The 16,282-nt window shown below is 53.0% G+C and carries 14 protein-coding genes and 1 tRNA gene; 9 read left to right on the top strand and 6 right to left on the bottom strand.

Annotated elements, in window-relative coordinates:
* Window positions 1–50 precede the first annotated feature (50 nt).
* From ACOQPU_RS22270 to ACOQPU_RS22250, 5 genes are all read left to right on the top strand, one after another.
* A complete protein-coding gene (locus tag ACOQPU_RS22270; RefSeq protein ID WP_420642035.1) occupies window positions 51–617 on the top strand; it encodes a VanZ family protein in 567 nt (188 codons plus the stop codon).
* A 193-nt stretch (window positions 618–810) separates the two neighbouring features.
* On the top strand, window positions 811–1,806 hold the full coding sequence (locus tag ACOQPU_RS22265) for an SPFH domain-containing protein (RefSeq protein WP_420642034.1): 996 nt from the start codon (window positions 811–813) through the stop codon (window positions 1,804–1,806).
* Entirely contained in the window at window positions 1,803–2,720 is a 918-nt protein-coding gene (locus ACOQPU_RS22260) for an SPFH domain-containing protein (protein WP_420642033.1), read from the top strand. The genes ACOQPU_RS22265 and ACOQPU_RS22260 overlap by 4 nt, the downstream gene beginning before the upstream one ends.
* A gap of 132 nt (window positions 2,721–2,852) precedes the next feature.
* Window positions 2,853–3,590 carry a hypothetical protein gene (locus ACOQPU_RS22255; protein ID WP_420642032.1) on the top strand — a complete coding sequence of 246 codons (738 nt, stop codon included), beginning with the start codon at window positions 2,853–2,855 and terminating at the stop codon, window positions 3,588–3,590.
* 118 nt (window positions 3,591–3,708) lie between these two features.
* Window positions 3,709–4,539: an aminoglycoside 6-adenylyltransferase gene (locus ACOQPU_RS22250; RefSeq protein ID WP_420642031.1), complete on the top strand. Its 831-nt coding sequence runs from the start codon at window positions 3,709–3,711 to the stop codon at window positions 4,537–4,539.
* 125 nt (window positions 4,540–4,664) lie between these two features.
* On the opposite strand, the gene ACOQPU_RS22245 is transcribed toward ACOQPU_RS22250, so the two are convergent.
* Window positions 4,665–5,663: a class I SAM-dependent methyltransferase gene (locus ACOQPU_RS22245; RefSeq protein ID WP_420642030.1), complete on the bottom strand. Its 999-nt coding sequence runs from the start codon at window positions 5,661–5,663 to the stop codon at window positions 4,665–4,667.
* 129 nt (window positions 5,664–5,792) lie between these two features.
* Window positions 5,793–7,184: a dihydrolipoyl dehydrogenase gene (lpdA, locus tag ACOQPU_RS22240; protein ID WP_420642029.1), complete on the bottom strand. Its 1,392-nt coding sequence runs from the start codon at window positions 7,182–7,184 to the stop codon at window positions 5,793–5,795.
* A gap of 185 nt (window positions 7,185–7,369) precedes the next feature.
* Here lpdA and ACOQPU_RS22235 point away from each other — a divergent pair, with 185 nt between their 5' ends.
* On the top strand, window positions 7,370–8,191 hold the full coding sequence (locus ACOQPU_RS22235) for a hypothetical protein (protein ID WP_420642028.1): 822 nt from the start codon (window positions 7,370–7,372) through the stop codon (window positions 8,189–8,191).
* Window positions 8,192–8,281: 90 nt separating this feature from the next.
* Window positions 8,282–8,620: a YegP family protein gene (locus ACOQPU_RS22230; protein ID WP_420642027.1), complete on the top strand. Its 339-nt coding sequence runs from the start codon at window positions 8,282–8,284 to the stop codon at window positions 8,618–8,620.
* Between the two features lie 52 nt (window positions 8,621–8,672).
* Here ACOQPU_RS22230 and ACOQPU_RS22225 read toward each other — a convergent pair whose 3' ends face one another.
* Window positions 8,673–10,460 carry an ABC1 kinase family protein gene (locus ACOQPU_RS22225; RefSeq protein ID WP_420642026.1) on the bottom strand — a complete coding sequence of 596 codons (1,788 nt, stop codon included), beginning with the start codon at window positions 10,458–10,460 and terminating at the stop codon, window positions 8,673–8,675.
* Window positions 10,461–10,722: 262 nt separating this feature from the next.
* Window positions 10,723–10,795, bottom strand: a tRNA-Glu gene (locus ACOQPU_RS22220).
* Between the two features lie 70 nt (window positions 10,796–10,865).
* Between ACOQPU_RS22220 and ACOQPU_RS22215 the strand changes: the two genes are divergently transcribed.
* The gene (locus tag ACOQPU_RS22215) at window positions 10,866–11,864 is read left to right on the top strand and encodes a DMT family transporter (RefSeq protein WP_420642025.1); all 999 of its coding nucleotides are present in this window, start codon (window positions 10,866–10,868) and stop codon (window positions 11,862–11,864) included.
* On the opposite strand, the gene ACOQPU_RS22210 is transcribed toward ACOQPU_RS22215, so the two are convergent.
* Window positions 11,859–13,442, bottom strand: coding sequence for an ATP-binding protein (locus tag ACOQPU_RS22210; RefSeq protein WP_420642024.1), 1,584 nt, complete (start codon window positions 13,440–13,442; stop codon window positions 11,859–11,861). The two genes, ACOQPU_RS22215 and ACOQPU_RS22210, sit on opposite strands and share 6 nt — an antisense overlap.
* Before the next feature lie 189 nt (window positions 13,443–13,631).
* Window positions 13,632–14,303: a hypothetical protein gene (locus ACOQPU_RS22205; protein WP_420642023.1), complete on the bottom strand. Its 672-nt coding sequence runs from the start codon at window positions 14,301–14,303 to the stop codon at window positions 13,632–13,634.
* Window positions 14,304–14,491: 188 nt separating this feature from the next.
* Between ACOQPU_RS22205 and ACOQPU_RS22200 the strand changes: the two genes are divergently transcribed.
* Window positions 14,492–16,165, top strand: coding sequence for a M14 family metallopeptidase (locus ACOQPU_RS22200; RefSeq protein ID WP_420642022.1), 1,674 nt, complete (start codon window positions 14,492–14,494; stop codon window positions 16,163–16,165).
* Window positions 16,166–16,282 lie beyond the last annotated feature (117 nt).

Below are 16,282 nucleotides of genomic sequence, written 5' to 3'. Positions count from 1 at the left end.
ACCTCCATGGCTGCCTACTCTGGGGGCATGCTGGGGTGCGACCCTTCATTATGAACACTATCTTTAGCTCTGTAAGAGAACGCCGACTCTGGTTTGCCCTGGGTATCGTCCTAGCAGGCATCTACGCCACGCTGGGGCGTGCGCCGGCCATTGCCGCTGCGCTGCGCGAGCAAAGCCGCCTCAGAGACAATATGTTCTTTGCGCTGTTTGTGGCGATGGTGGTGGTTGCCATTCTCTTCATTAGAAGCCGTCCGGGTCGTGCTGAGGTTGCCGTAGGGATGGGCGTTCTCATCATTTATGTGACCGCGTGGCTTAGAATCGGCACATTGGAAGAACGCACCCACCTGTTTGAGTATGGTTTGGTGGCGGCGTTGGTTCATGAGGCCTTGCTTGAACGGAAGGGAAACGGCCGTCTCCACCCCAACCCCGCCCTCCTGGCACTCATCATCTCCTTTTGCCTCGGATTTCTAGATGAGACCATTCAGGCCATCCTGCCCAACCGCGTTTTTGACATTCGGGATATTTTTTTTAACACGGTTGCGGCCGTCATGATAATCGGCGCCCGCTGGTTGCTCATCACCGTCCGGCACTGGGTAGCGGCACGCAGAAATCAATAACAAACCATTCACGCCATGCTGCTTCCCACAAGCCCTAAAATCCATTATGATGTTACCGATTTTGGTTGAACATTTATTTCCCCAAACAGCCACGGGTTCATCGGAGCAAAGAATACAAAAGTTTTGAAAACTTTTGTGTTTTTTACCAACATCTTCTGTGACCTCTGTGGCCAAAACACAGGAGAGAAATTAGATGGAAGTGATAATTCCCGCCTTCATCCTGGGCTTCCTCGGCTGGTTTTTCCTGCGCTACGTCATTTTTGGCTTCTACACGGTAGACCAAAACGAACGCGCCGTGAAAACCCGATTCGGCCGTGCCGTCCGCTTGGGCAAAGGCACAACCCTCGACGATCCCATCGCCGAAGTACTCAACGAAAAAGATAAAGAACGATATATCTATCCGCTGGTAGAGGTGATCAAGCCCGGCGGCCCCTACTTTCGCTGGCCCTGGGAAAAAGTCCACAAAATCTCCGTCGCCACCGAAACCATCAACATGGCGCTCGATTTAGAAACCCCCACCGCCAACCACAACGGCACCATCCTCGATGCCGTGACCAAAGACCAGCTCAACATTGGCCTAACCGGGCAAATTCGGTACCAGCCCAGCGAGCGCAACCTGTATGCTTACCTGTTCGGCGTCAAAAACCCCGTGGTTCACGTGATGGGCTACTTCATTGCCATCCTGCGTCAGCGCATCGCCAGCTTTGAATCCCCCAACTCCACCCTCATCGAAGAAGATGATGTTGAGCTGGATGCTGGGCTTATCGGCGGGGTTTCAATCAATGATTTGCGTAAAAATCTGAACGAAATCAACACCTTCATGGAGCAGGAATGCGCTTCGGCCTCGGCCCGCTATGGCGTCGATTTAGATGCTTCCCTGATCACCGGCATCGACCCGCCGCACGAGGTAGAATCTGCCCTGGCAGCCATCAACACGGCGCACAATGAAGTCTCCTCAGACATCAGCCTGGCCAAAGCGCAAGCAGACCAAACTATCGTGCAATCCAAGCGGGCTGTCGAAATTGAAACGCTGCGCGCCCAGGCAGAGGTGGAGCCACTTCAATCGCTGGCAGAGCAATTGGCCATGATCAAAAAGAACGGCCCTGATGCCCTGCAAGCGTATCTGCGCAATGTGCGGCTTTCTCTCTTCACCAAAGCCGAAAATGTGATTTTGGAGGTGGAAAAATGAATGATTTGCTCTTGATTTTGCCTACCGCTTTTGGCTTTTTTCTTTTCTTTTTGATTGGTGAACCGATCTTTCGCTTCTTCTTGCGGCTGTTTGGCGTGTATGCCATCGTGAAAGAAGGCACGGCGCATGTGTATACACTGTTTGGCAACGTGGTGGGCGTGCTGGAAGAGCCAGGGCTTTACTTTTTGTGGCTCAAAATGGGGCCGAGTGCCTTGCTGGTCAATACGCTGGGCAAGCGGCACGTTTTAGACATGCGCCTGGATCAACGATATCTACGCAGCCTCCCGGTCAACTCGGAAGAGGGTGCGCCAATGGGCATTGGCGTCTGGTACGAGATGAAGATTAGCGATCCGGTGGCGTATCTGTTCAAAAACAGCGACCCGGCTGGCTCGCTGGCGGCAAACGTGAGCAACGCTACGGTACGCACCCTGAGCAACATGCCGCTGGACGGCATGTTGGAAACGCGCCACACCATGAGCCGCGCCGTCCGTGCCGAGGTGTCGCCCAAATCAGAGGAGTGGGGCTACCGGCTCGGTTCGGTTTACATTCGCAAGGTGCATTTCCGGGATCGGGCGATGATTCAGCAAATTGAGGAGAAGGTGGTCAATCGGCTGCGTCAGGTCACGTCAGCCATTCGGCAGGATGGCACCAACCGGGTGAGCATCATTACCAATTCGGCCGAACGGCGGGCGGCCATTGAGTTTGCCAAGGCACAGGCGATGCGGCCGCAAATTGTGGGCGAAGCCCTGAGCGAGATCAATTCAGACCCCGAAGTGGCGCAGGCAATGTTTGAAATTCTGGAAACCGAAAATATGCTCAAAGACGGTACGCGCATTACGCTGATGCCCAAAGGCAACGACCTCATGCGGCAGATGATGGGGGCAGAGACGGCTTTGTACGACACGGATGGATGACAAGGTGAGCAGGTGATTATGTGTCGCTAGTGATTATGGAACTCAAGATTCATTCAAGTGACTACATTGCGGAAGAGGACGAGAATGATGTGGTTTAAGCAAATAGTAATTTTCTGTGTTCTGATAATCTGTTTGGCTGCCTGTAGCACGGCCGTTTCTCAACCCGAATCAGTTGCTGAAATTGCACCTAGCAACACGCCAATAGCTACAACGGCCGTTCCCACAGAAATGGCCTCCCCCACCAACACGGCAACGGCAACTGCCACGCCGTCGCCGACAAACACGTCCACCGCGACGCCCACTAACACCGCTACCAGCACCTCGACGCCAACTGCCACCGCCACACCCACTGAAACGCCAACGCCGACCATGACCCATACGGCCGTGCCCCCAACAGCAACTCCCATACTTTTTACCTCCACACCGTTGCCATCACCCACAAGCAGCTTGCCGGGCAACCCATTGGCACTTATTGGCGGTAACTACAACGGCTGCCCACTGCTCACCCCCGGCCAATACACCACCGATCCGTTCGGCTGCGACAGTTGCCCGCAAATGGATTTAGCCAATTGGACAATGGGCCAAAATTTGCTCCAGGTCTCCTCGGCGTATGAAGAAAACGGGGATATTCACCTTATTTTGTCGAATGGGCAGGATATTAATTTGAACGCGCTCAATTTTCTGTGGCTGGTAGAAATCCACAGCGTTGCCCGCGCCATTGAAACCTGGGAAGATAGCATCTCGCACATTGGCCTGGATCAGGTGCAGATGTATTCGATTCTTGGCCCGGGCACGACGGTTGGCTACCTTGATTTTACCGCGACGCACGGCACACGGGTGCTGAAAGTAACGGCCGTTTGCGGTGAATAGTGCGCGCGTCAGATTGATTGCCTTTATGTGAGCGTCACACTGTTGCGCACTTTTTATCGAGGAGCCTTGGGGAAGGTTCCAGCACACCAAGCGCGTCAAAAGCAAGGAATTTGTCACTATGAATTTAGATGATGTGCAACTTCCAGATAATTATCGGGAAATCATAGACCGGTTTTTGGCAGTTTGTAAGTCGGATGAACGTATTTTGGCTGCATTGTTGGGTGGTTCCCATGCCACAGGCAAGGGTGACAAATTCTCTGACCTTGATCTCTTCCTTATCACGACAGATGGGGCCTACGAAAAGTTCCTGGCTGAGCACGACAACTTTATCCGCTTACTGGGTGAACCCTTATTTATAGAACGTTTTGGTCACGTCTCATGTATCATCTTTGCCAATGGGGCAGAGGTCGATATTTGGTTTAGCGGCCAGAACAAATTCAATAACATCTATGCCGACCCATACCTTGTTCTACTGGACAAGGAAAATTTCCTGAGTGAAAGAGAATTCCCAACACGTATCGTAGACCAAGCCAAACAAAATGTGGTATTACGTCAACAGATTGATTGGTTCTGGCATGAAATGTCTCACTTCATTAAGGCAATGGGGCGTAGGCACCTCTGGTTTGCTTATGGGCAAATAGAGGCAATGCGTCAGATTTGCGTTGTTTTGGCACGTTTGAAACACGATTTTTCGGACGCCTATGCTGGGGGAGGAGAACCTTATTTCAAAATCGAGCAGACTCTGCCCCTCGAAGCCTTATTGCCTTTACACACCACATTTTGCGCAATGGAGTACAAGACGATGCTCCAGGCCGCTCTTGTGCTTTTTCGCTTCTACCAAGATGTAGCCCCAAGCCTGGCGGCGGCACATGAACTGACGTATCAGAGTAAGCTCGAACAAATGATGCACCATCAACTGCAGGCGTTAGAGAACGTGAGTCCAGGCTAATTTGGGCATGATAAGCAGCCAACGCGGTCTGCGACTCAAATAGCCATTGGGTGGGAGTTGAACCAAATTGAATAATGCCATCGCCATCCAAAATAGCTATGCATTGAAGTTGACTAGCAAGCATGTCAATTCTTTTGGTGAAAAATTTTGAGCAGCGCGATTTTGGTGCTGTGGTTGAAGGGGGCGGGGTCTGTAACGGGTGGCGTGGTTTGGGTGTGGGGGTAGCCCGTGCAATCCTCCGGCACGGGAATAAGCTGCTCTATCGCCACGTAGCCGTCGGCACTTAGTGTTTCTAACTCGGCCAAGTAGTCTGCTCCGCTCACGTACAGCGCGTTGTTGATGGCAACGATGTGACCACCGTGTTTGACCAACGGCCGTACTTTATTTACCAACCGCGCCATCCCCTGATTCAAATCAACCGTGCCTGCGGCCGTTTGCGAGAAAAACGGCGGATCGAGAAAGACACAATCAAACTGTTTCCCTGCCCGCTTCAATTGGCTCACCTTGCGCCAAAAATCCCCCGCTTGGAACAATTTTTTGTCAATTGGAAAGCCATTGAGCGTGTACGATGTCTTGGCAACGTTCAGAAACCGTTTATTGAGATCAGTGTGCAGTACGCGGCTGGCCCCGGCAGCTTGAGCCGCGACGCCCAAGCTGCCCGTGTAGGCAAAACAGTTCAGCACCATTTTGCCTGCCAGATTGTCTAATGCCCAGCGGCGCACGTGGCGCGTGTCCAGGTAAAAGCTGGCATCCTGGTTCATAGTTAAATCGAGCGCATAACGCACGCCATGTTCGCGAATTTTGGTCGTGAGGTGGTCGCCCCACAGCAACATGCCCCGCGTTTCCTCGTCAGAACCGTTGCGGGTTTTGAGCAAAATCGCTTGCAGCCAGGACAATTGCTCACGCAGCAGTTCCTGAACGGCCGTCATCAGATCAGCAGCTTCTTCCGGTGAGTGGGCATGGTTGTAAAGCACGGCCGTTTCCCCAAAAAGTTCCACCACCAACTGGGGACACCCCTCCAAAAAACCATTGAACAGGCGAACGGCCGTTTCGTGACGGCCGTCCAGCAAAGGGAGTCGGGCTGCAATCGCTCGCGCAACCAATGGCACAATCTGTTCAAGCAAAATCTAAACCCATGCTGTAAGGGCGGCTCGCGAGCCGCCCCCACCACCAAACCTACAAAAAAAGCCTGAGAACAAACGCCCCCAGGCTCTCGAAATCTCAAAAACCTCTGTGCCCTCTGTGGCCAAAAATCAAATATGAATCGCCTCACCCTCAACCGCATGGGCCGCTTCCATCAGTGCCTCGCTCAAGGTGGGATGGGCATGGACGTTGCGGGCGATCTCTTCGGCCGTGAGTTCCGCATTATGCGCCAGCGTCAGCTCCGGCAGCAGCTCCGTTACGTCTGGGCCAACCATGTGCGCCCCCAAAATCTCGCCATACTTCTTGTCGGCAATGATCTTAATGAAGCCATCCCGTTCGCCCAATCCCAACGCCTTGCCGTTGGCCTGGAAGGGGAACTGCCCAACATTGATCTCATACCCAGCCTCTTTGGCTTGCGCTTCCGTGTAGCCAAAGCTAGCCACCTGTGGCACACAGTATGTGGCGCGAGGCATCATCCGGTAATCGAGCGCGTGGGTTTCATGTCCGGCAATCGCCTCTGCCGCCACCAGCCCCATTGCCGAAGCGATGTGCGCCAAGCGGTATTCCGTGGCCACATCGCCGATAGCATAAATATTGGGCACATTGGTACGCATCTGGTCATCTACGGCAATCGCGCCCCGGTCTGTTAACTGCACACTCACGCTTTCCAGCCCAATGTTTTCCACGTTAGGGGCAAAGTTGATGGCTAACATCACCTTATCCCCTTCCAGCTTCGTGCCATCGGCCAGTGCAACCGCAACCCCGTCCGCAGTTGTTTCAATCTTGTCTACGCGGCTGTTCATGTGCAGGTTCACCTTCATCTTTTTGTACGCCTTCTCCAGCACGCTGCTGATTTCTGGCTCTTCATTGGGCAGCAAGCGATCCATCATCTCCACAATGGTGACGTCTACACCGTAGTTGGCCCACATGTAGGTAAATTCCACGCCAATCACGCCACCACCCACAATGATCAGTTTCTTGGGTGGATTGTCGCTCAAAATTGCGTCAATGTAGGAGATGACTTTATCGCCATCAAAATCCACGCCAGGAATAGACCGCGGGCGGGCACCCGTGGCAATGATAATGTTTTGGCCGCTGACGGTTTGCTCGCCGCCGTCGTTTAAGGTTACCTGAATCGTGTTCGCATCGGTCAGCTTGCCCGTACCGTCGAACACATCGATTTTATTCTTCTTCATGAGAAACTGTACGCCTTTCACCAGTCGGCCAGAGACCTGGCGGCTGCGCTTGAAGGCAACGCTGTAATCTAGCTGCAAATCGGTAAACGAGAAGCCAAACTCTTTGGCGCGATGCTGCAAGGTATGCGCCAGTTCTGCATTTTTAAGCAAGGCTTTGGAAGGGATGCAGCCGATGTTGAGGCAAACGCCGCCCCAATATTCTCGCTCGATGATGGCAGTTTTGAGGCCCAGCTGGGCAGCGCGAATAGCAGCAACGTAGCCCCCAGGCCCCGCGCCTAAAACGACAAGATCGTATTGGTTGGTCATAGAAAAACTCCGTCTTGGGTTGAAAATGCCGCAGATTTTGCGGATTTTTGCAAAGTGCTTCTGATTGGTTGTTTCAGCAGAATTATACCAGCGTCCAGTGGTTTGCATAACCACCAAATGAGCAATCGGTACGAAACAAAGTGCCTACTTTGCCTGTGCTTATGTGATTTGCCATAATATGCGGCATGGGTTTTCCGACTTGGACGTTGATTGGCATGGGCGTAACGGCCGTTCTGGCCTTACTCATGACCATTTTTGCCTACTTGGCCCAATCGCCCCGTGCCTTGCTGCGGCTGGGCCTGGCCGGGTACCGGCTGGACTTGCGGGTGAAGCTGTTTACTGGCTATGCCCTGGCCAGCCTTATCCTGATGCTGGGCTTCTTTTTGGCAGGGGTACCAATTAATAACGGCACAGCGGTAACAACCATCACGCCAACGGCCGAAATTGCTGAGCTGGTTGCAACCTCTGCCAACACGGGTGCTATGGGTGATTTGCCAGCAACGGCCGTTCCCACCACAAATGCAGACACCCCAACCGACCGCACCACTGAGACTCCTTCTAGCGGCGCGTTTGGCGGGCCGCCCGCCAGCAGCAACGACGAGGTGCCCACCGAAGAAGTGACCATGACCAGCACGCCTGAACGGGCAGGTCCATCTGCCACGCCGGGAGCCATCGCTACGGAAACGTCGGTGCCCACCGTGACTGAGATAGACAGCACCACCCCAGACCCAACGGCTACCGCAACCGCGACGCCCTTGCCCACCGACACACCAACCCCAACCACCACCCCCACACCTATCGAGGGCATCACAGCCACCATCAGCACCGACGGCAGCACGCTTTGGGTACGGCGTTCTCCCGGTGGGCAGCAGTTGGTAATTGTACAGGATAATGAGACGGTGATTTTGGAAAACGGCCGTGCCAACCAGGGCGGCATTCTGTGGCGGGAAGTTCGCACCGTCAGCGGCATTTTGGGGTGGGTTCAGGCTGAGTTTTTGGAGGAATGATGTGACGATTTTGCCACGAGCGCGTCAAAGAAAGCAGTATATATACAACTTCTTTTTAGTAAAACCCCACAACCTAATGGAGGCGATTTCATGAACCATCCTAAATTTCAAATTTACCAAGGCAATGACGAGAAGCATTACTTCCGGCTCACCGCCCGCAACGGACAAAATATCTTGTCTAGTCAGGGGTATGCATCTAAGGCCAGCTGCAAAAACGGGATCGAATCGGTGAAGAACAACGGCACCAGTGCGGACCGATTTGAGATTAAAGAAGCATCTAACGGCAAGTTTCACTTTAATCTGCTAGCCGCCAACAAGCAGGTCATTGGTAAAAGCCAAATGTATGCCAATAAACGGACGTGCCAGAGCGGCATTGAGGCGGTTCAGCGCGTGGCCGCTGAAGCGAGTGTAGAAGATACGACGGTTTAGTTTGCAAGTCGTCAGGTGTGCAAGTGGAAAGAGTTGCAAACTTGCACACTTGCTACTCCTCTTTCCTTTTACGGTTCAAGTAAAGCAGCGTGCCAGAGAGCATCCCTGCTGCCCCTAAAATACTCCACCCTAGCTGGCCAATGCGCTTCTCGATGCGTTCATATTGGCGCAATGTTTCCCGGTCTGATTGCGTACGCAAACGGCCGTTTTCTGCCAACGTGAGTAATCGTTTTACCTGGCCGGGTGTGTTTAGATACGGCCGTACCAATGCCCAAGCCGTCTCCAGGCCAAACCGCTGCCCCTCTTGGCTAGAGACCAATGCCTCGCCATACTTTTCAATGTAATACCAGGGGTTAATCTGCTCATCTAGCTGGGATACCAGCCCGGAAACAATGCCCAACGCTCGCCCCAAGTAGATAAAATCCTGCGGAATCTGGAAGGGAAAATCAAACAGCAAATCGCGGAATTCCTGCCCCAGCTCTTCCAGTTCAGCTGGGTCTGGGCGTGCCAAATCCAGCAAGTTGCGCCCCCAAATGCGATCCAGCACCGCCTCTTGCGCCTCGGCAATGCGTACCAAGTCGGCCCCCGGCAGGAAGAATCCCAGGTTTTGGTACGCTTCGGTCAGTTTACGGCCGTCTCGCTGCGTCACGCTAATGAGCACCTGTCGCAAATTGTCTCCCATCAAGGTAGGCACACGTCCCACCATGCCAAAGTCAACAAATATAATCCAGAACGGCCGTCCGCCCTGGCCTGCAACGCTCTCTTCTGGCGGCCAGGGGATGTCTGGTCGCGGACAAACAAACAGGTTGCCCGGATGTGGATCAGCATGGAAAAAGCCTTCACGGAATACCTGATCAAAATAGACATCCAGCAATGCCTCGGCCACCTCGGCAGGATCAATGCCAGCCGCTTCCATCGCCGCCACGTTGGTAATTTTGGGAGCCTCCACATTTTCCATCACAATGACGCGGTCGGTGCAATGTTGGCGCATCATCGCCGGAATGTACACGCGCAGATCGTTGGCATACATCTCGGCAAAGCGTTCGGCATTGTCTACCTCGGCGCGGTAATCCAGCTCCTCCCACAGCGTTTTGGCAAACTCCTCCATCAGGGCGGGCACGTCGGCACGGCGGGCAATGGGTCGGTAGCGCATCGTCCAGCGGGCCACAATGCGTAAGGCGGCTAAATCGGTCTCCACAATGGCGGCAATGTTGGGACGCTGCACCTTGATGACAACGGCCGTTCCTCGCGCACTGTCGCCATTTTGGGGCAGCAGCCAGGCACGATGCGTCTGGCCCAGTGAAGCTGCCGCCAGCGGTGCTTCTTCAATTTCGGCAAAGCGTTTGTTTGAATCCCCCAACTCCGCCTGAATAACAGACATGATGCGCCACGTTTCTTCTGGCGTTACTTCATCCTGCAACCCTTGCAGCTCTTCCGTAATTTCCGGGGGCAGCACATCGACTCGGGCACTCAAAAACTGCCCTAGCTTAATCATCACGCCGCCCATATCCAGGGCCAATTCACGAAAGGCGTGGGACCAGCGGCGGAAGCGGCGAGGCCGACTTTGGCGTACGGCCGTTCGCAGCAGCGGCACACGTCCACCCAAAATATCCCAAAGGATGAGGTGCAAAATAACGCGGGCAAAGAAGATGAGAATACGCCGAAAACGGCCGTTGCTGCGAAAGTTGTGATCGGTTTTGGCGGGGTCTGGCTGAGTTTCTGGCTCTGGTTGGGCAGGGGGTTGGTGCGAACGGCCGTTTGGCAGGTGAACACTATTCAACTGTGGCGCACGCTCCACAAAGTTGTATTCTGCTGGCGTCCCGTTTTGCCCTACGGCCATATAATTGATCCCTGTAAAAACCAAAAAGAGTTTTGAATTGGATTGAGCGTACATTTGGCTTTTACTTACTACCTGTCCGAATATTGGCCACAGAGTACATAGAGATTTTTGAGATGAAGGTTTATTCCTGAGATATCTCTTTTTCCTACTTCGACTTCGCTCAGCACAAGCCTGTGGCTTTTTCAGATAGATTCTTAACAAAGTTAAGTGTAGCAAAGATAAAGCAAAAAGGCTTCACCCACTTGCGGATGAAGCCTTGTAATGCCCCGTACGGGACTCGAACCCGTGTTTTAGCCTTGAGAGGGCTACGTCCTAGGCCGCTAGACGAACGGGGCCACTGTCAAACAAAATAGCTAGCAGATTCTAGCAAACGGCCGTTTCCCTGTCAAAGAGTTGGCGCGTTTGTTGCGCAATCCATTTGCGCCGTGCCATAATCCACCGCTTATGCTACCAACCTCCAAAGAATCCGGTGTAGGGACGGCCGTTTCCTCCTGGCAATGGCTCACCCTTGCCATCATCTCCCAATTGGGCTGGGGTGCCTACCCCATATTTTTACGCTATCTGCAAACCGTTAGCCTCATTCCCAGCCTGTCGCTGCTGGCTGTGGGCAACTGTCTGGTGCTGCTGTTGGTACTAGCTGCCCGCTGGCGGCGAATCGAGTGGCGCATCTTTCGGCTGCCGCTGCTTTGGTTATTTGGCAGCCTGGTCGTTCTGCGGGGTGTCACCAACCTGCTGGCCACGCGTTACACACTAGCCATCTATGCCCAGCTTATTTACCTGATGACGCCATTCATTGTGGCTTTGCTAAGTCGCCTGGTGCTGCGTGAAAAGCTACCGCGCTATACGTTCAAAGCATTAACGCTGTGCCTGTTGGGCGCGTTGCTGCTCATGTCTGGCAATCTGCAAAGTGCAGCCCAATCCGAACTTTCTGGCGACATGATCACCAGAAACGATTGGTTGGGCATCACCCTGGCAGTAGCTAGCTCTATTTTTTTGGCACTCTACATGCTCGTTACGCGACGCACCACCAATCATCAGGCGTCTGGTGATTCATTGCTCATTATGCACCTAACCGCGCTCACCCTCTTTGCTGGCATAACCAGCGTTATTTTGCAGGAAGATTGGCAACGGTGGGGCAATTTGCAGACAACTGATTGGATCATCTTTGGGCTATTTGCGCTGGGGGTACTACTTGGGGCAAATCTGGTGCAGCTGCGATCCATTCAGCAGTTAGGTGCTCCCTTGGTGAGCAGCATGATGGCCACTCGATTGGTGAGTGCACTCATTGTAGGCAACTTACTGCTGAACGAGCGGCTGTCATCTGGCTGGCAACTGCTGGGAGCCGGACTGGTTTTTGTCACCCTCACCTGGTATTTGCGTCAGCGCAACGGCCGACCTTCATGAAACATCCACTGGCAGCCAAATGGTGAAGCTGGCACCCGCACCTCGCTCACTATGCAGCGTTAAATGCCCATGATGCGCCTGGGCAATCTGCTGGCTAATGCATAAGCCCAATCCCGTCCCTGAAAGATGCCCTTGTTCTGCCAAAGCACCCCGGAAAAACCGCTCAAAGATGTGCGCTTGCTCTTCCTCAGAAATGCCGGGGCCGTCATCGGACACTGTCATCGTAATCCATTGGCGATCATCTTCTACGGGCGCGGCGACGGCGACCTGAATGTGCCCCTCCGTGGGTGTGTACGTAAAGGCATTGTCTAATATTTCCCCAATTGCCTGCCGCAAGCGGGTGGGATCACCCATAATCAAGGGCACATTGTCCTGGATGTTGCAACGAAGCGTTTGCCGCTTCTGTTGGGCACGTGCCTGATTCCCTTGGCAAATCTGGAAAACCATTTCGGCAACGTTCATTTCTCGCCAGCTAAGCACATTGTTAGAGCTATCCAAACTGGCCAATTCCAAAATATCTTGGACCAAATGCTCTAGCCGCTCGGCCTGCGATAGCAAAACATTTAGGTAATGCCGTGGCTTGCCCTCGGTCAGGCTGTCCTCGAGCAGATTGGTATACAGCTTGATATTGGTGAGGGGTGTGCGCAGTTGGTGCGTCACGTTGGTGATGAAGCTGTACTGTGCCTTGTCTAAGGCTTGAAATCGGCTAATGTCCTGATGGCTAGTGACATATCCGGTAATTTTGCCGTTTTCATTCTGGATTGGCACCATTGTTAACACGGTGGGGTAGCTACGGCCGTCCTTGCGCCGCCCCGTTACTTCACCAGACCAGGCAAGCCCTAGCCCAAACGCATCGGCCTGTGCCTGCCGTTCTTGTGCTGTCAGGTCAAAAAAGGTATCGAAGCGGGCAGCCAACGCCTCAGCTTGACTGAAGCCAGTGACGGTCGCGAACCCCTTATTTACATAAAGCACCTGATGCTCGGTATCGGTCATGGTCACAGCCTCAACGATGGTTCCGAGCACGGCTTCTAGCTTTTCTTTTTCGGCAGCTAATTCGGCGGTGCGCTCACGCACCTGCTGTTCCAGCGAGTTGTTCACCTGACGCAAGGCCAGCTCTGCTTCTTTGCGCCAGCGAATATCGCGGGCAAAGTTAACCAGCACATCCTGCCCTTCCCAAAAAATCAGGCGGCTGCTGACCTCAACCGGAATGAGCGTACCATCTTTGTGGCGATATTGCCCTTCGTAAAAGTAGGTGCCAGAAGCAGAAGATTGCCAGGTGGTTTCGGCATCCTCTGCGTTCAACAGACGGGGCATTTCAATTTCATCTAAGGCCATTTGGCGCATTTCTGAGCGGCGGTAGCCCAGCCGCCGAGCAGCGTTGGGGTTTGCATCTAAAATTTTCATGGTGTACGGATCGATGATGAGGATGGTTTCACCAGAGTTCTTAAACAGGAAGTCTGCATAGTTGGTGGCTGCTTGGCCTGCCTGGTTTGCTTCTAATTCAGCGATGCGCTGGCGCAGCAGGCCAATTTCATTGTGGAGGCTTTTATCTGACTGTTGGTTTTCCAAACCACTCATGTACTATTGCCCTCATTTGTAAAAGCAGGAATGTTACTGAAATAAGCAAAGCCCTTGCTCCCGCTTTTACGTAAGCAAACAATCTTCTTTTATTTTTAGAGTCGTGAGAAAACACAACGGCCGTTTCCCCCTTGCAATTTTGCTGGGGAAACGGCCGTCTGTCAATAACGAATGCCAAAATGCGTTTTGCTATTCGCCATCCTCCTCATAGCCACAGGCAAGCCCAAACTGGACATTATCCAACAAATTGCCCACCGACAAGTTGCCAGTGGCGGTACGTAATGCAGCAAACTCGAAACGAGTCGTTGTTTGACCTTCTGGCACTTCATATACACTGTCATACTGTTGCCAAGATCGGCCCGTTGAAATCTGCTTCTGGCTAACGGTGGCTCCCGGTGGGCCTATGCGAACTTCCATGGTGTCCACGCCTGAGCGGCCACGATGGGAGAATGACCACACCATGCGCTCGCCGGGGACTGTTTCAATGTCCTGGTACAAAGCTGAGGGTTGATTGGCGTTGAGTTCCGCAAGGTAACGGCCGTTTGGTGCTGACACACCTAAGAAACCTGTATACCAAATCTCAATCCGGTTGTCTCCCGCAGTTGTGTCCCAGCCGGTGATGGCTCCTGCGTCGTAAGCACGCCAGCGACTGGTGATCAAAGAATCATCTTCAAAACTACCATTCACCAATTGATATTGATGGGTTCCGGCCAAACATTCAGATACTTCAGCAAACGAGTCTGCCACCTTGGGGCCGATTAAAGCCAGGGCAAAAATGACGACGCCGGCCACCAGCATCAGCAATAACGCATATTCCGTGACGGCCTGCCCAATTTGGGATTTTTGATTTATTGCGTTCATCGAAAAAGCTCCATTTCAAGCAAAATAATTGCCTTTACATTGAAGCAAAAAATGACAGATTTGAGAATGTGATCTTCTTCTCATTTTCAGATTGTTAGCAACGGCCGTTTCCCACAATACGTTAGACAATCACCTAATTCGGGCTATAATCTTTTCTATTCCCACAAATCCAACTGAAGGAGTTTCCGGTGACCCAAGAGATGAAATTTGATACCTACTACCGCTATGAGGCACTGACCGCCTTTCTGCGGCAGTGGGCAGAGGCATACCCCACCCTATGCAAGCTAATCAGCATTGGCCCCAGCTATGAAGGGCGCGACATTTGGCTAATGATTGTGACCAACTTTGAAACCGGTCCAGACGACGAAAAGCCAGCGTACTGGGCCGATGGCAACATCCATGCTACCGAAGTTTCGGCTTCTACCGCTTCGCTTTACCTTATCCACAAGCTGCTAACGCAATACGGCCAGGATGACAAAGTAACCTATGCGCTGGACACACGCGCTTTTTACATTGTGCCACGCCTCAATCCTGACGGAGCCGAGTGGGCATTGGCAGACGTGCCCAAATATATTCGCAGCAGCACCAAGCCGTACCCGCGCATGGATGCGCTGGATGGGCTGCACCAGGAAGATGTTGATGGCGACGGCCGTATCCTGCAAATGCGCCTTAAAGACCCCAACGGTAGCTGGAAAATCAACCCCGACGATCCCCGCATGATGATCCCCCGTGAGCCAGATGAAGCCCCCGGTGGTGATTTCTATCGACTTATTCCAGAGGGACGCATCCAAAATTATGATGGCGTGACTATCAACTTTGCCCCAGCTGTGCAAGGTTTAGACCTCAATCGGCAGTTCCCCGTTTTTTGGGAACCCAACCAGACAGGCGCAGGCCACTACCCCGGCAGCGAACCAGAAACGGCCGCTCCCCTGCGCTTCATTGCCGACCATCCCAATATCACCGGTTCGGTGAGCTTCCACACCTTTAGCGGCGTTTACCTGCGCCCCCCCACAAAAGGAGCCGACGACACGCTGCCCACCCAGGATTTGTACACCTACAAAAAGCTGGGCAACAAAGCCGAAGAACTGACTGGCTACAAAGCCGTCTCCGTCTTCCACGACTTCAAATATGATCCCAAAGAATTTATCAAAGGGACCTTTGACGATTGGATGTACGAATATTTAGGCGTCTATGGCTGGACCTGCGAAATTTGGAGCATTCAGCAGCAGGCAGGCATTAAAGAGTACAAATATATGGATTGGTTCCGCGAACACCCGCTGGAAGATGACGTGGCCATCATGAAGTGGAATGATGAGGTGCTGGGCGGCAAAGGGTATGTGGAGTGGTACGAATTTGACCATCCGCAGCTTGGCAAGGTGGAAATTGGTGGCTGGGACTTTTTTGTAACCTGGCGCAATCCGCCGTACAAATTACTAGAAAAAGAGATTGCCCCGCTGGCAGATTTTGCCCTTTACTCTTGCCTGGTTTCGCCAAAATTGGCGTGGCACAGTGTGCAAAAAGAATCGTCAGAAAATGTGCATAAGGTAACGGCCGTCGTTCACAACAGTGGCTGGCTACCCACCAACATCACCCAACAAGCACTCAAAATGAAGGTGGTGCGCGAACTGGAAGTGGACATCACCCTGCCTGATGGCGCGAAGCTAATCAGCGGCAAGCCCAAAACGATGTGCGGCCAGCTCACCGGGCGTGACCACAAAAGCAGTGCCCCCATCTGGAGCGGCGACCCCACCAGCGAGCGCACCAAAGTGGAGTGGGTGATTGAGGCTGAAGCGGGGACAGAGGTGGAAATTACGGCCGTTCACCCCCGCGCCGGCACCATTCGCCAAACAGTCACGCTATAGCTCAGTACCCGAACAATCAGTTAGAAAGATTCACACAAAGCCGCAAAGTTGCCAAGAAAAATTTATCTTTGCGGCTTTGCGTGATCATTTCAAATGCAACTGATAAGTTGAGCGTAG

This window comes from Candidatus Leptofilum sp., from assembly GCF_965223285.1.
Classification (GTDB): domain Bacteria; phylum Chloroflexota; class Anaerolineae; order Promineifilales; family Promineifilaceae; genus Leptofilum.
The sequence above is the reverse complement of the archived record's forward strand: the minus strand, read 5'-3'. Positions and strand labels throughout refer to the sequence as shown.

Excerpts from the sequence above, each read along its gene's own strand:
- ACOQPU_RS22205 (WP_420642023.1), bottom strand. The coding sequence starts at position 14,303 with ATGAACGCAATAAATCAAAAATCCCAAATTGGGCAGGCCGTCACGGAA.
- lpdA (WP_420642029.1), bottom strand. The coding sequence starts at position 7,184 with ATGACCAACCAATACGATCTTGTCGTTTTAGGCGCGGGGCCTGGGGGC.
- ACOQPU_RS22250 (WP_420642031.1), top strand. The coding sequence starts at position 3,709 with ATGAATTTAGATGATGTGCAACTTCCAGATAATTATCGGGAAATCATA.
- ACOQPU_RS22270 (WP_420642035.1), top strand. The coding sequence starts at position 51 with ATGAACACTATCTTTAGCTCTGTAAGAGAACGCCGACTCTGGTTTGCC.
- ACOQPU_RS22210 (WP_420642024.1), bottom strand. The coding sequence starts at position 13,442 with ATGAGTGGTTTGGAAAACCAACAGTCAGATAAAAGCCTCCACAATGAA.
- ACOQPU_RS22265 (WP_420642034.1), top strand. The coding sequence starts at position 811 with ATGGAAGTGATAATTCCCGCCTTCATCCTGGGCTTCCTCGGCTGGTTT.
- ACOQPU_RS22230 (WP_420642027.1), top strand. The coding sequence starts at position 8,282 with ATGAACCATCCTAAATTTCAAATTTACCAAGGCAATGACGAGAAGCAT.
- ACOQPU_RS22235 (WP_420642028.1), top strand. The coding sequence starts at position 7,370 with ATGGGTTTTCCGACTTGGACGTTGATTGGCATGGGCGTAACGGCCGTT.
- ACOQPU_RS22225 (WP_420642026.1), bottom strand. The coding sequence starts at position 10,460 with ATGGCCGTAGGGCAAAACGGGACGCCAGCAGAATACAACTTTGTGGAG.
- ACOQPU_RS22260 (WP_420642033.1), top strand. The coding sequence starts at position 1,803 with ATGAATGATTTGCTCTTGATTTTGCCTACCGCTTTTGGCTTTTTTCTT.